This is a genomic window from Hypericibacter sp. (assembly GCF_050729195.1).
Classification (GTDB): Bacteria; Pseudomonadota; Alphaproteobacteria; order Dongiales; family Dongiaceae; genus Hypericibacter.
In genome coordinates this window covers 1-12,748 of record NZ_JBOHKS010000098.1, presented here as the reverse complement: position 1 = coordinate 12,748, position 12,748 = coordinate 1, and the positions used below count along the sequence as shown (strand labels likewise).

The window sequence follows — 12,748 nt, the reverse complement described above, 5'->3', positions numbered from 1 at the left end:
TGCTGATCTATTTCTGGCGCGATGTCGGACGGATGATCGCGGGCCTGGCCAAGCTGGTGACGGGCCGCTTCGACGCCGGCGCCAAGCTCGCGCTCTACCTGATCGTTGCGACCATCCCGGCCCTGATCATCGGGTTCCTCGCCGAGCATTATGCGCAAGACATGCTGCGCCGGGTCGACGTCATCGCCTTCGCCATGATCGGCTTTGCCATCGTGCTCTTCATCGCCGACCGCGCCGGCGCCACGGTGCGCCGCGTGGAGGACATGACGATCGGGCAGGCGCTCATCATCGGCGTCGCTCAATGCATCGCCTTCATTCCCGGCACCAGCCGCTCGGGCATCACCATGGTCGCCTCGCGCTTCATGGGCTACGAGCGCACCGAGGCCGCGCGCTTCTCGTTCCTGCTGTCGATCCCCGCGATCTCGGCGGCCGGCATCTGGGAAGGGCTGAAGCTGGTCCATGAAGGGGCCGACGCGCCCTGGGCTGCTGCCGGAATCACGGCGGGCCTCTCGGCCATCACCGGCATCTTCGCCATCGCCTTCATGATGACCTGGCTGAAGAACGCCGGCTTCATGCCGTTCGTGATCTACCGCCTGCTGCTCGGCGGTGCGCTGATCGCGTATCTGTATATTTTCTGATGAACCAGAGCGCGGGGACGACTGTGGGAGTAGCTCTCACACCAGCCGCATATGCCTTCCGCCGGGCCGGTAGCGCGCAAGATAGGTCGGAAGAATCAATTCGAGTGCGGCGGCACTGATACCCAATTCCTTCAGGCCCGGCATGCCGGCGGCCACGACATTGTCGCGCTTGAGCAGGCGCACCTGATCGAGCGTGAGCGGCGGCATCGGCAGCAGCTGGAGCAACGCGCCTTGCAGGCTGGCGATCGCGAAGGGGATCGGCACCAGCAGCCGCCGGCGCTCGATCTCCTCCAGCATGAGCACCATCAGCTCGCGGAAGGTCCGGATCTCGGGCCCGCCCAGCTCGTAGGTCCTGCCCGCCGCGTCGTGACGTTCGACCGCGGCGACCACCGCATCGGCGACGTCGCCGACATAGACCGGCTGGAACCGCGTATGGCCGCCGCCGATCAGCGGCAGGGCCGGGGTGATGCGCGCCATCTTGGCGAAGCGATTGAAGAACTGATCCTCGGGGCCGAACACGATCGAAGGCCGCAGCACCGTCGCTTCGGGGAAGGCGGATTTCACCGCGGCTTCGCCGGCGGCCTTGGTGCGCGCATAGGCCGCAGGCGAAGCCGGGTCGGCACCGATCGCCGAAACTTGCACGAATTGCGCCGCCCCGGCCTTGCGCGCCGCGGCCGCGGCGCGGCCGGACCCCTCGACGTGAATCGCATCGAAACGCTGGCGACCGCCCTGATAGAGCAGCCCCACCAGGTTCACGACCGCGTCGGCGCCGGCGACCGCAGCCTCGACCGAACCCTGGTGGCGGAGGTTGGCGGCGACCGGCGTGATCTGGCCGACATCGCCCAGGGGCTTGAGGAACAGGGCCTCGTCGGGCCGGCGCACCGCCGCCCGCACCATCCAGCCCCGCTTCGCCAGGCTCTGCACCACATAGCGCCCGATGAAGCCCGAGCCGCCGAAAACCGTCGCCAATTTGCGCGCCATCGCTCTCTCAACCCTCGTTCCGCAGCCTCAGGAAACCCGGCCCTTGTACGGCACGCGCGAGGAGACCAGAGTGGCGCGCATCGACAAGCCCTGCCTTCCGAGCCGGCACTATAATGAAGCCGAATTGGCCCCCGCAGCAGGAAATCGCGGTTGACTTTGCGGGGTCCGTGATGAAAATCCCCGCCTTCGAAGCTGCCTATTAGATGCCCAGGTGGCGGAATTGGTAGACGCGCAGGTTTCAGGTACCTGTGGCCGAAAGGTCGTGAAAGTTCGAGTCTTTTCCTGGGCACCATTCGCCGGCTCACGTTTCGAGCCCGGCGCCCTGGCCTTCTCCTGTTAGGGCCGCTTACGCGCTAGGTTGACAGCTCCATGCCCCAGCCGACCATCGAGCTCCATCACGGCGACCTGCCGGCGGGGCTCAAGCTTGGGCCGGTCGTCGCGATCGACTCAGAGACCATGGGCCTGGTTCCTTCCCGCGACCGCCTCTGCCTGGTGCAGCTGTCGGCCGGCGACGGCGTCTGCCATCTGGTCCAGTTCCCGGCCAAGCCCGCGGGCGAGCCCCAGACCGCGCCGAATCTGGCGCGGATGCTGACCGATCCGGCCGTCCTCAAGCTGTTCCATTTCGCGCGGTTCGATATCGCGATCCTGCGCCGCTCGCTGGGCGTGGTCACCACGCCGCTTTATTGCACCAAGATCGCCTCGAAGCTGGTCCGCACCTTCACCGACCGGCATGGGCTCAAGGATTTGTGCAAGGATCTGCTGAACATCGAGCTGTCGAAGCAGCAGCAATCCTCGGACTGGGGCGCGCCGACGCTGACCCAGGAACAGTTGCGTTATGCCGCCAGCGACGTGCTCTATCTGCACCAGCTCAAGGCCAAGCTGGACGAGATGCTCGCGCGCGAGGGCCGCACCGCCATCGCCGAAGCCTGCTTCAAGTTCCTTCCCACCCGGGCCGAACTGGACCTGGCCGGCTGGGGCGAAGTGGATATTTTCGAGCATTGAGCAGGCCGCGGGCCGGCCTGGCCGGAAGCGACCTGGTCCCGGACGGCCCCTCGACGCATAGGGTGAATGGGCTAAAGGCTGCTAGGATTTGAGCCTGGATTCGGGCGATTCGCCGGAAATCCCGGGTTGGGCCGTGAGGGGCCGGGGTCTTTGAGGGGCCAGAAGCGCAAATCTGACGTGAATTCCGCCGGACAGAAGCCGGCGACAACGAGGCGAGGCAGGATCGACATGACGCGGCAGGCCCACCAGGAAGCGACCTCACGGCCGGATGCAGCCAAGAAGCGGGTGCATGACGATCTGACGGTCGCCCGGCGCGTCCTGGCCCAGGAGGTCGCCGGCCTCGAGGCCTTGGCCCAGGCGCTCGGGCCCAGCTTCGTCGCCGCGCTCGACCGGATCGAGGCCGTGCCGGGCCGCGTGGTCGTGACCGGCATCGGCAAGAGCGGCCATATCGGCCGCAAGATCGCGGCCACCATGGCCTCGACCGGAACGCCCGCCTTGTTCGTCCATGCCGGCGAGGCCAGCCATGGCGATCTCGGCATGATCACGCGCGAGGACGCGGTCCTGGCGCTCTCCAACTCCGGCGACACACCCGAGCTTTCCGACATCATCGCCTATACGCGCCGCTTCGCGATTCCGCTGATCGCCCTCACCAGCCGCGCCGACAGCGCGCTGGCGCGTCAGGCCGACGTCACGCTGCTGCTGCCGCGCGCCGAAGAAGCCTGTCCGATGGGACTGGCGCCGACCACCTCGACCACCCTGATGATCGCCATGGGCGATGCGGTCGCGGTCGCGCTGCTCGAGCGCAAGGGTTTCACCGCCACCGGCTTCCGCGACCTCCATCCCGGCGGCCAGCTCGGCAAGCGGCTGTTGTCGGTCGCCGATCTGATGCATGCGAGCACCGAATTGCCGCTGGTCATGCCGCAAACCCGCATGGCCGATGTGCTGCTGGAGATGACGGCCAAGCATTTCGGCTGCGTCGGCGTGACCGACAAGAAGGGCCGCCTGATCGGGATCATCACCGACGGCGATCTGCGCCGGCATATGAGCCGCGACCTGCTCGAAGCCTCGGCCGAGACCGTGATGACCGCCCATCCCCGCACCATCCGCCCGACCATACTGGCGGCCGAGGCGGTGCGGATCATGAATGGCGACGAGGACGAGCGGCCGATCACGGTATTGTTCGTGGTGGAAGACGAATTGCCGATCGGTATTCTCCATATTCACGACTGCCTGCGCGCCGGCGTGGTTTGACGGCGCGCCATCGATGACCCTGATCGTAAAGGCGGAGGGCTGAATGGCCGAGGAGGCGATGGCGAGATTGAATCCGCCCGCGCGCTCGCTGCCTCGCGGCCGCCGTCACGTGCGCGACTACAGCCGCTTCGTCACCGCGATGAAATTCGCGCTGCCGATCCTGGCGGCGGGGTTGATCGCGCTGCTCGCGGTCTGGTCGCAGATCCGGATCGAGGACGGCCGCTTCCGCATCGGCATGGCCTCGATCGCGCCGATCGATATCGACCGGCTGAGCATGGTCAATCCGCGCTTCCAGGGCATCGACGACCAGAACCGGCCCTATACCGTCACCGCCGCCGAAGCCAGCCAGGTGAAGGGCAATGACGATCTGATCGACCTGGTGCGCCCGCAGGCCGACATGACCATGGCCAATGGCAGCTGGATCGCGGTCTCCGCCGACAACGGACGCTTCCAGCGCTCGACCAAGCATCTCGATCTCAGCGGCAAGGTCAGCCTGTTCCAGGACAAGGGCTACGAGCTCCATGTCCAATCGATCTCGGTCGATTTCGGGCTCGGCAAGGCGGTCAGCGATACCTCTGTCACCGGTCAGGGTCCGGCGGGCGAGCTCGCCGGCGAAGGCTTGCGCGTCGCGGACAAGGGTGCCGTGATCGAGCTCACCGGCAAATCGCGCGTGCTGCTCTATCAGGGCATTCCGCAGGAGAAGCTGCCTTGATCCGCGTCTCGATCGGTCTCGATCCGCGGGCGGACGCAGCCTTGCCGACCTCGCGCCGCCGCTTCCTGCTCGGGAGCCTCGGCGGGTTCCTCGCCTTCGGCGCCATTTTCGTTGCCGCCCGGCCGGCCTGGAGCGAAGCGGCCGCCAGCGTCGATGCGCCGGGCAACGGGCTCGATCTGACGAATTCTTCGGCGCCGATCGAGATCGAGGCGGATGACGGCATCGAGTGGCGGCGCGACGACAAGGTCTATATCGCCCGCGGCAAGGCCCGCGCCAAGCGCGGCGATCTCGAGGTCAATGCCGATGTGCTCAGCGCCTATTATCGCGAGTCCGCGAAAGGCAGCAGCGACATCTACCGCGTCACGGCCGAAGGCAATGTGCTGCTGATCTCGAACAGCGACAAGATCTGGGGCGATCGCGCCGTCTATGATCTCGACCAGGGCTCGCTGGTCGTGACCGGACAGAACATCCGGGCCCAGACCCAGAAGCAGACCCTGACCGCCCGCGACAGCCTCGAATATTGGCAGAAGCAGCTGGCCATGGTGGCACGCGGCAATGCCGAGGTGGTCGAGGGCGACCGGCGCGTCAAAGCCGATCTTCTCACCGGCTATATGCGCAAAAACCCGGACGGCAAGACCGAGCTCTACCAGGTCGAGGCCAAGGGGCATGTGCGGATCTGGCGCGGCGAGGACTACGCCCAGGCTTCCACGGCCGTCTACAACCTCGATTCCGATATCGCCACGCTCGACGGTTCGGTTAAGATCACGCGCGGTCAGAACCAGCTCAATGGCGACCGCGCCGAGTTCGACATGAAAACCGGGGTTAGCCGGATTCTCGGGCAACCCGGTACCGGATCACGGGTCCATACCTTGATTTTCCCGGGTCAGGGAACGACGCCGACGGCGCCCTGACGCCGGTGCCGTGGCAAGCCCTTCGCGCGGACATCGTCCGCCGGAGGTTCAGGCCGATTTGCGAACGAGACGATGAACGAGACCAGCTTCACCGATCACAGTCGCGCTGCACGCTTGAACGGGGGCGAATCCCCGGCCGACGGACTGATCGCGATGCATCTCGGCAAGCAGTTCAAGAAGCGCCCGGTCCTGCGCGACGTCTCGATCTCGGTCCAGCGCGGCGAGGCGGTCGGATTGCTCGGCCCCAACGGCGCCGGCAAGACCACCTGCTTCTACATCATCACCGGACTGATCGCGGCCGATACCGGCCGCGTGGTGCTCGACGGCCATGACGTGACGCAATTGCCGATGTATCGCCGCGCGCGGCTCGGCATCGGCTATCTGCCGCAGGAGGCATCGATCTTCCGCGGCCTCACGGTCGAGCAGAACATCCGGGTGGTGCTCGAGGTGGCGGAGCCGTCGCGCGTGGCGCGCGAGGCGAAGCTCGAGGAGCTGCTGTCCGAATTCTCGATCGAGCATCTGCGTTCGGCGCCGGCGATCGCGCTTTCGGGCGGCGAGCGGCGGCGCTGCGAGATCGCGCGGGCACTCGCCTCCGACCCGAACTATATCCTGCTGGACGAGCCGCTCGCCGGCATCGACCCGATCGCCGTGGCGGACATCCGAAACCTGGTGTCGCACCTCAAGGACCGCGGCATCGGCGTGCTCATCACGGACCATAACGTTCGTGAAACTTTGGACATCGTCGACCGCGCCTACATCCTTCATGAAGGTTCGGTCTTGCGGGAAGGCTCGCCTTCGGAAATCGTTAGCGATCCCGACGTCCGGCGTGTTTACCTGGGCGAAAGGTTTAGCCTTTAACCATTAGAGCCATGGCAGTCACTCAACGCCTCGACCTGCGGCAGTCCACCTCTCTGGTGATGACGCCGCAGCTACAGCAGGCGATCAAGCTGCTTGAGCTCAGCAATCTCGAAGTCTCCGCCTATGTCGAGCGCGAGCTTGAGCAAAATCCGCTGCTGGAGCGCGACGAGGACGAGCCGGTGCTCGCGCCCGGCGCTCGCGGAGCCCTGCCCGCGCCGCCGGACCACGGCCTGAACAGTGGGCTCAGTCGCAGCCGCACCGGCTCGGGCAACGGCACGCGCGACGGCAATGACGGCCCGCCGATCGAAGAGACGCTCGCCAGCACGATCGATCTGCGCGAGCATCTCACCACCCAGCTCACCCTCGACATCCAGGATCCGGCCGACCGCGCGATCGGCCTGGCGCTGATCGATTCGCTCGACGAGGCCGGCTATGTCATGGGCGGGCTCGAGCCCGTGGCCGAGCGGCTGGGCTGCGAGCCGGCGCGCGTCGAGGCCGTGCTCAAGCGCGTCCAGCAGTTCGACCCGCCCGGGATCTTCGCGCGCAATCTCAAGGAATGCCTGGCGCTGCAGCTGCTCGACCGCAACCGGCTCGACCCGGCGATGCAGGCCCTGCTGGATCATCTCCACCTCCTGGCCCAGGGCGATCGCGTCAAGCTGATGCGCATCTGCGCCGTCGATGCCGAGGACCTCACCCAGATGGCGAGCGAGATCAAGGCGCTCGATCCGAAGCCGGCCCTGGCCTTCGACGCCGCGCCCGTGACGCCGGTCACGCCCGACATCCTGATGCATCGCACGCCCGAGGGCGGCTGGGTGGTCGAGCTCAACAACCAGACCCTGCCGCGCGTGCTGGTCAATCAGAGCTATTATTCGCGCCTGCTCAAGGGCAGCCGCGGCAAGGAAGACCGCGATTACATCGTGACGCAGATGACCTCGGCCAACTGGCTGGTGAAGTCGCTGCATCAGCGCGCGGTCACGATCCTCAAGGTGGCGACCGAGATCGTGCGCCAGCAGGACGCCTTCTTCGGCCATGGCGTGCAGCATCTGAAGCCGCTGATGCGCCGCGACATCGCCACCACCATCGGCATGCATGAGAGCACCGTGAGCCGCGTGGCCGCGAACAAATACATCGCCACCCCGCGCGGCCTCTATGAGCTGCGGTTCTTCTTCTCCAATGCCATCGCCGACACGGCCGGGGGCGAAAGCCATTCCGCCGCCGCCGTCCGGGCCCGAATCAAGGGCCTGATCGAGTCCGAGAGCGAGGTGCTCTCCGACGACCGGCTGGTTCAGCTGCTCAAGGGCGAGGGTGTGGATATCGCCCGGCGGACGATCGCCAAGTACCGGGAATCACTAAGAATTCCGTCATCTACAGAGCGTCGTCGTCAGCGCGTCTTGCGCGTCGGCTAGAACGCGTTATATCGAAGGCCTAGCCAAAGCGCCGCGGGCGGGTCGCTATTGACAGGCTGGGGGTGCCTCCCTAATTTCCCGGCCTTCCGCGCGGCCCCCCTCGTTCAACGAAAGACAGGGCCGGAACGGCCCACAGGGCCACGCGACAATCCTTCCGGACATATTCGAAAGCCCATGCAGCTGACCGTCACCGGCAAGCAGATCGACGTTGGCGATGCGTTGCGCCAGCATGTGGCGGACAGTCTCGAATCGATCCTGGAGAAATATTTCGGCCAGGCGATCGATGCGAGCGTGGTGTTCTCCCGTGAAGCCCATCTGCTGTCGGTCCAGGTCACGATCCATATCGGCCGCGGCATTATGCTGGCGAGCGAGGCCAAGGCCGAGCAGCCCTATCCCGCCTTCGACGAGGCCGCCGTGCGGCTCTCGACCCGGCTGCGCCGCTACAAGACGCGGCTGCGCGACCATCACCGCGCCGAGATCAAGGCCGAGCGCGCCAGCCAGTATGTGGTGGCGCCGGGCTCCGACGAGGCCGCCGCCGGCGATGCCGAGGCCGTGCCGGGCGATGGCGGGCCGCTGATCGTCGCCGAGATGGCGACCGACGTGCCGACCCTGACGGTGAGCGAGGCGGTCATGCGCCTCGATCTCGCCAGCCAGAGCGCCATGATGTTCCGCAATCGCGCCCATGGCGGGCTCAACATGGTCTATCGACGTGCGGATGGAAATTTCGGCTGGGTCGATCCCGGCCAGCCCGTCCGGAACTAACCCGGCCTATCGGCCGTTGGCTCTTTTTCCCAGATCGGGGGATGCGATGGAGATTACGGATTTGCTCTCGCCCGAGAATGTGATCGCGAATCTGCGCGCGAGCAGCAAGAAGCAGGCCCTGCATGAGCTCGCACGGCGTGCGGCCGAGGCGACCGGCCTGCATGAGCGGGCGATCTTCGATGTGCTGCTGGAGCGCGAGCGCCTGGGCACCACGGGTGTCGGCAACGGGATCGCGATCCCGCATGGCAAGCTGCCTGATCTGAAGCGTCTCTACGGCCTGTTCGCGCGCCTCGACCAGCCGATCGATTTCGATTCGATCGACGAGCAGCCGGTCGATCTGATTTTCCTGCTGCTGGCTCCGGAATCGGCCGGCGCCGATCATCTGAAGGCCCTGGCGCGGGTCTCGCGCCTGCTGCGCGACCGGCCGACTTGCGAGAAGCTGCGCGGCGCCGACCAGCCCGCCGCCCTCTACGCGCTCCTGACGGAGCCGACCGCCCACGCGGCGTAGCTCTTTCCTCTCCGCCCGCGAAGCGGGGGAGAGGAAGAACGCAGTTCAATGCAAGCTGACGGCCTCGAGCTCCTGCTCATGGATGAAGGCCCGGGCGATGTCGCGCGACGGCGCGACGCCGAGACGGTTGCCATTCGCGGCATGGACCGCGAAGCCCGGCTTGCCATCGACCATCACGGGGCGCAGATAGGCAACGTCGGCCAGACCCAGCACCGCCAGATCCTGATCGCTCATCGGCGGCACGCGGGTCTCGGCCGTCTTGTTGGTGTTCTTGTTCGTGTTCATGTTACTCGCGCTCCTTGCGCTGGGTCCGGTTGCCGGACGGCTCCAATGTCGTGGTGGCAACCTTCCGTTGTTCGGTGTTGGCGGCGCCCTTGATGGCGATCTGGCGGACTTCGCTCTCGATCGTCGGGCGGCGCAGCTCGATATTCAGCAGGCCGTTGTCGAGATGGGCGCCGGTCACTTCGACGCCCTCGGCGAGGACGAAGCTCCGCTGGAACTGGCGCGCGGCGATGCCGCGATGAAGGAAGACGCGGCCGGGCTCATCCTGCTGACGGCCACGGACCGTGAGCTGGTTGGCCTCGAGCTGGACTTCCAGCTCCTCGAGCGCAAAGCCGGCCACCGCGAGCGTGATTCGCAAACGGTCTTCGCCGACCTGCTCGATGTTGTAAGGGGGATAGCCCTCGGCCGATTGCTTCGAGATGCGATCGAGCGTTCGCTCGAAATGATCGAAGCCGAGCAGCAGCGGGCTGTTGAAGAGAGATAGGCGTGTCATCGAACGGGAAGCCCCTCCTGACGAGCGAGCTGAACGTGACGGTCACGCGACCCTTGGAGGGCCTTCCCACGAAGCACCCTGTGCCGCCATCGGCCTGCCGAATGCAGCGCCGACATTGACCTATCTATGTAGCCGCAGGCCTCGCTTCAAGGCCCTTGAAAGTGTATTGGATCAAGACGTTGGCGGAAAGCTTCCAATGGAACCAAACTGGTGGGGCGGCGTTGGTCCGATCCTTCCGAATTCCGCCTTCGCCCGTAACGAAAGGATAAGGCCGAATCTTTTCGTAAGGCCCAACCTAACGAAAGCGGGCGTTCTTTGAAGCTGGCGTCTCCCGCGCAAATCTTCCCAAAACCAAAAGGCCCGGCGGGGATGCCGCCGGGCCTTCGAGAATGGTGGAGCCAAGCGGGATCGAACCGCTGACCTCTACAATGCCATTGTAGCGCTCTCCCAGCTGAGCTATGGCCCCGAAACTCTGGGATCGGGCGGAACGATCCGGCGTTCTTGGGGCCGCCTGCAAAAGGCGGCGCCGGCCCGAAAAACCGATGGTGGCAAGGGCCGACCATCGACGGCGGCAAACCTAGGTAGGCGACCCGCCCGATTCAAGCGAAAAATCCGGCAAGGGCTGGGCCGCCGGGGCGGGCGACCCTTCGACGCGGGATCGCCGGCACCCCGACTTCTAGCGCCGATTCCTTTACGGCTCCTTGTCCTCGTCGGTCTTCTCGATGACGTCGGTCACGTCATCGTCCTCCCCGAGCTCGGAGGTGTCCTCGATCACACCTTCTTCCTCTTCGTCGCCCTCGGCGGCGATTTCCTCGAGTTCGGGATCGGCCGTCTCCTCGACGGGGACCGGGGCCGGACGCGGCGCCATGCGCTGGGCCGCCGCCTTGTCGGCGCTGCTGCGACCGCGGCGGGACTTGGCGATCGCTTCGGGATCGTAGATCGCGCCGCATTTCGGGCAGGCGATCGGATTCTTATGCAGATCGTAGAAATGGGCGCCACAGCTCTGACAGTTGCGCTTGGTGCCCCAGGCCACCTTGACCACGCGAGATGCTCCTTCGCTCAGGCAGGGGCGCGGACCTCAGGTCCTCTTTTTGCGGAAGACTGTCCCGCGCCGGAAACGGGGCTGCCATTGCCATGCCCGCAAGGCCCTGTCAAACGTCAATTCCAAAGGCCGCCCAATTGGGCCTAACGGGCCTGCACTTCCAATCACTTGAGCGGCGATCGGGAGCCCGGGTCGCCAGGTCCAGGGACGATGTGCTAGAGAACCCGCCCGACCGAGGGGTTGGCGCCCCCGGCCGGCGGCCCCGGGGAACGGCTCCGGCGGAGTCAGGAAACGAGGGGAGTATCGGGCACCGTGACGCGGCTCATTTCCGCACCTTGCGCAGGTCTCAAAGGTTCGGCGCGCGTGCCCGGCGACAAATCGATCTCGCATCGCTCCCTGATGATCGGCGCGCTGGCGCTGGGCGAGACGCGCATCGAAGGCCTGCTCGAAGGCGAGGACGTGCTGCGCAGCGCGGCCGCGATGCGGGCCCTGGGCGCCACCCTGCACCAGGACGGCCCGGGCCGCTGGCGCGTGTCGGGGCGCGGAATCGGCGGCCTCGCCGAGCCCGCCGATATTCTCGATATGGGCAATGCCGGCACCGGCGTGCGATTGCTCATGGGTCTCGTCGCGACTCATCCGCTGACCGCCTTCTTCACCGGCGATGCCTCCCTGCGCAAGCGGCCGATGGAGCGCGTGGCGCTGCCGCTGCGCCAGATGGGTGCCAGCATCCATGCGCGCCAGGGCGGCCGCCTGCCGCTGGCGTTGATCGGCGCTCGCGAGCCGATGCCGATCACCTACACGCTGCCGGTGGCCTCCGCACAGATCAAATCGGCGGTGTTGCTGGCGGGCCTGAACGCGCCCGGCGCCACCACCGTGATCGAGCCCGAGCCGACGCGCGATCATACCGAGCTGATGCTGCGCTATTTCGGCGTCGATGTGCGCGTCGCTCAGACGCCGCAGGGCCGCGCCGCCACCGTGATCGGCCAGCCCGAGATCGAAGGCCGCCACATCCGCGTGCCGGCCGATCCTTCCTCGGCCGCCTTTCCGATGGTGGCGGCCCTCATCCGTCCCGGCTCCGACATCACGCTCGAGAATGTCGGCACCAATCCCCATCGCATCGGTTTGATCGAGACCCTGCTCGAGATGGGCGCGGATATCTCGATGGAGAACCGGCGCGAGCAGGCGGGCGAGCCGATCGCCGATATCCGCGTGCGCGCCGGACGCCTCAAGGGCGTGACCGTGCCGGCCTCGCGCGCACCCCGCATGATCGACGAATATCCGATCCTCAGCATGGCCGCCGCCTTCGCCGATGGGCCCACGCGCATGGAAGGCCTGGCCGAATTGCGGGTGAAGGAAAGCGATCGCCTCGCCGCCATCGTGCGCGGCTTGAAGGCTTGTGGCGTCGAGCTCGAGGCGGGCGACGATTTCCTGGTGGTGCAGGGCAGCCGCACCGCGCCCCGCGGCGGCGCCGAGATCGAGGCCGAGCTCGATCACCGCATCGCCATGAGCTTCCTGGTGCTCGGCACCGCAACGCGCGAACCGATCGCGATCGACGACGGCTCGCCGATCGACACCAGCTTCCCGGGCTTCGCCACCCTCATGAACGGGCTCGGCGCCCAGATCCGCAGCGCATGAGGGCGCGTTTTTTCTTGTCCCCTCTCCCTGCAAGGGGGAGGGCCAGGAAGGGGGAAGACACGATGTCGATCGCAGCACCGAGCAGCCCCCTCCCTCACCCTCCCCCGCAATGCGGGGGAGGGGACAAGACTCTTCGGCCCGCCCCATGACCGCCGCCCCCAAAATCATCGCCGTCGACGGCCCGGCCGCCTCCGGCAAGGGCACCCTCGCCCGCCGGCTGGCGCGGCATTTCGGCTTTGCATACCTGGATACCGGGCTGCTCTACCG

At 66.5% G+C, this 12,748-nt stretch carries 15 protein-coding genes and 2 tRNA genes; 12 read left to right on the top strand and 5 right to left on the bottom strand.

Annotation, left to right across the window (positions count from 1 at the left end; translation table 11 throughout):
* Positions 1-638 (top strand): undecaprenyl-diphosphate phosphatase (locus ACREE8_RS07280; RefSeq protein WP_431572318.1); only part of this gene is annotated, 638 nt, incomplete at its 5' end.
* A 36-nt stretch (positions 639-674) separates the two neighbouring features.
* Here the strand turns inward: ACREE8_RS07280 and ACREE8_RS07275 are convergent.
* On the bottom strand, positions 675-1,619 hold the full coding sequence (locus tag ACREE8_RS07275) for a complex I NDUFA9 subunit family protein (protein ID WP_431572317.1): 945 nt from the start codon (positions 1,617-1,619) through the stop codon (positions 675-677).
* A gap of 205 nt (positions 1,620-1,824) precedes the next feature.
* On the opposite strand from ACREE8_RS07275, the gene ACREE8_RS07270 reads away from it, so the two are divergent.
* From ACREE8_RS07270 to ptsN, 9 genes are all read left to right on the top strand, one after another.
* Positions 1,825-1,911 (top strand) — tRNA-Leu (locus ACREE8_RS07270).
* 77 nt (positions 1,912-1,988) lie between these two features.
* Positions 1,989-2,621, top strand: a complete 633-nt coding sequence (locus ACREE8_RS07265; RefSeq protein WP_431572316.1) for a ribonuclease D — start codon at positions 1,989-1,991, stop codon at positions 2,619-2,621.
* A gap of 228 nt (positions 2,622-2,849) precedes the next feature.
* Positions 2,850-3,872, top strand: a complete 1,023-nt coding sequence (locus tag ACREE8_RS07260; RefSeq protein ID WP_431572315.1) for a KpsF/GutQ family sugar-phosphate isomerase — start codon at positions 2,850-2,852, stop codon at positions 3,870-3,872.
* 58 nt (positions 3,873-3,930) lie between these two features.
* Positions 3,931-4,584: an LPS export ABC transporter periplasmic protein LptC gene (gene lptC / locus ACREE8_RS07255; RefSeq protein WP_431572314.1), complete on the top strand. Its 654-nt coding sequence runs from the start codon at positions 3,931-3,933 to the stop codon at positions 4,582-4,584.
* Positions 4,581-5,495 carry an LptA/OstA family protein gene (locus ACREE8_RS07250; protein WP_431572313.1) on the top strand — a complete coding sequence of 305 codons (915 nt, stop codon included), beginning with the start codon at positions 4,581-4,583 and terminating at the stop codon, positions 5,493-5,495. The genes lptC and ACREE8_RS07250 overlap by 4 nt, the downstream gene beginning before the upstream one ends.
* 72 nt (positions 5,496-5,567) lie before the next feature.
* Positions 5,568-6,353 (top strand): LPS export ABC transporter ATP-binding protein, encoded by a 786-nt coding sequence (gene lptB, locus ACREE8_RS07245; RefSeq protein WP_431572312.1) that lies wholly within the window; start codon positions 5,568-5,570, stop codon positions 6,351-6,353.
* Between the two features lie 11 nt (positions 6,354-6,364).
* Positions 6,365-7,759, top strand: coding sequence for an RNA polymerase factor sigma-54 (gene rpoN / locus ACREE8_RS07240; protein ID WP_431572311.1), 1,395 nt, complete (start codon positions 6,365-6,367; stop codon positions 7,757-7,759).
* A 174-nt stretch (positions 7,760-7,933) separates the two neighbouring features.
* The gene (gene hpf, locus ACREE8_RS07235; RefSeq protein ID WP_431572310.1) at positions 7,934-8,521 is read left to right on the top strand and encodes a ribosome hibernation-promoting factor, HPF/YfiA family; all 588 of its coding nucleotides are present in this window, start codon (positions 7,934-7,936) and stop codon (positions 8,519-8,521) included.
* Positions 8,522-8,567: 46 nt separating this feature from the next.
* Positions 8,568-9,029, top strand: coding sequence for a PTS IIA-like nitrogen regulatory protein PtsN (ptsN, locus tag ACREE8_RS07230; RefSeq protein ID WP_431572309.1), 462 nt, complete (start codon positions 8,568-8,570; stop codon positions 9,027-9,029).
* Between the two features lie 45 nt (positions 9,030-9,074).
* Here ptsN and ACREE8_RS07225 read toward each other — a convergent pair whose 3' ends face one another.
* The 4 genes from ACREE8_RS07225 to ACREE8_RS07210 all read right to left on the bottom strand — a co-directional run bounded on the left by ACREE8_RS07225 (position 9,075) and on the right by ACREE8_RS07210 (position 10,846).
* Positions 9,075-9,314, bottom strand: coding sequence for a DUF1150 family protein (locus ACREE8_RS07225; RefSeq protein ID WP_431572308.1), 240 nt, complete (start codon positions 9,312-9,314; stop codon positions 9,075-9,077).
* Between the two features lies 1 nt (position 9,315).
* Positions 9,316-9,804 (bottom strand): Hsp20 family protein, encoded by a 489-nt coding sequence (locus tag ACREE8_RS07220; protein ID WP_431572307.1) that lies wholly within the window; start codon positions 9,802-9,804, stop codon positions 9,316-9,318.
* Between the two features lie 390 nt (positions 9,805-10,194).
* Positions 10,195-10,270: transfer RNA gene (locus ACREE8_RS07215), tRNA-Ala, on the bottom strand.
* Positions 10,271-10,495: 225 nt separating this feature from the next.
* On the bottom strand, positions 10,496-10,846 hold the full coding sequence (locus ACREE8_RS07210; protein ID WP_431572306.1) for a TIGR02300 family protein: 351 nt from the start codon (positions 10,844-10,846) through the stop codon (positions 10,496-10,498).
* Between the two features lie 312 nt (positions 10,847-11,158).
* Here ACREE8_RS07210 and aroA point away from each other — a divergent pair, with 312 nt between their 5' ends.
* Both aroA and ACREE8_RS07200 read left to right on the top strand, forming a co-directional pair.
* A complete protein-coding gene (gene aroA, locus ACREE8_RS07205) occupies positions 11,159-12,481 on the top strand; it encodes a 3-phosphoshikimate 1-carboxyvinyltransferase (protein WP_431572305.1) in 1,323 nt (440 codons plus the stop codon).
* A gap of 145 nt (positions 12,482-12,626) precedes the next feature.
* Positions 12,627-12,748: (d)CMP kinase (locus tag ACREE8_RS07200; RefSeq protein WP_431572319.1), on the top strand; the 122-nt coding region annotated here is incomplete at its 3' end.

Excerpts from the sequence above, each read along its gene's own strand:
- ACREE8_RS07275 (WP_431572317.1), bottom strand. The coding sequence starts at position 1,619 with ATGGCGCGCAAATTGGCGACGGTTTTCGGCGGCTCGGGCTTCATCGGG.
- ACREE8_RS07265 (WP_431572316.1), top strand. The coding sequence starts at position 1,989 with ATGCCCCAGCCGACCATCGAGCTCCATCACGGCGACCTGCCGGCGGGG.
- ACREE8_RS07260 (WP_431572315.1), top strand. The coding sequence starts at position 2,850 with ATGACGCGGCAGGCCCACCAGGAAGCGACCTCACGGCCGGATGCAGCC.
- lptC (WP_431572314.1), top strand. The coding sequence starts at position 3,931 with ATGGCGAGATTGAATCCGCCCGCGCGCTCGCTGCCTCGCGGCCGCCGT.
- lptB (WP_431572312.1), top strand. The coding sequence starts at position 5,568 with ATGAACGAGACCAGCTTCACCGATCACAGTCGCGCTGCACGCTTGAAC.
- rpoN (WP_431572311.1), top strand. The coding sequence starts at position 6,365 with ATGGCAGTCACTCAACGCCTCGACCTGCGGCAGTCCACCTCTCTGGTG.
- hpf (WP_431572310.1), top strand. The coding sequence starts at position 7,934 with ATGCAGCTGACCGTCACCGGCAAGCAGATCGACGTTGGCGATGCGTTG.
- ptsN (WP_431572309.1), top strand. The coding sequence starts at position 8,568 with ATGGAGATTACGGATTTGCTCTCGCCCGAGAATGTGATCGCGAATCTG.
- ACREE8_RS07225 (WP_431572308.1), bottom strand. The coding sequence starts at position 9,314 with ATGAACACGAACAAGAACACCAACAAGACGGCCGAGACCCGCGTGCCG.
- ACREE8_RS07220 (WP_431572307.1), bottom strand. The coding sequence starts at position 9,804 with ATGACACGCCTATCTCTCTTCAACAGCCCGCTGCTGCTCGGCTTCGAT.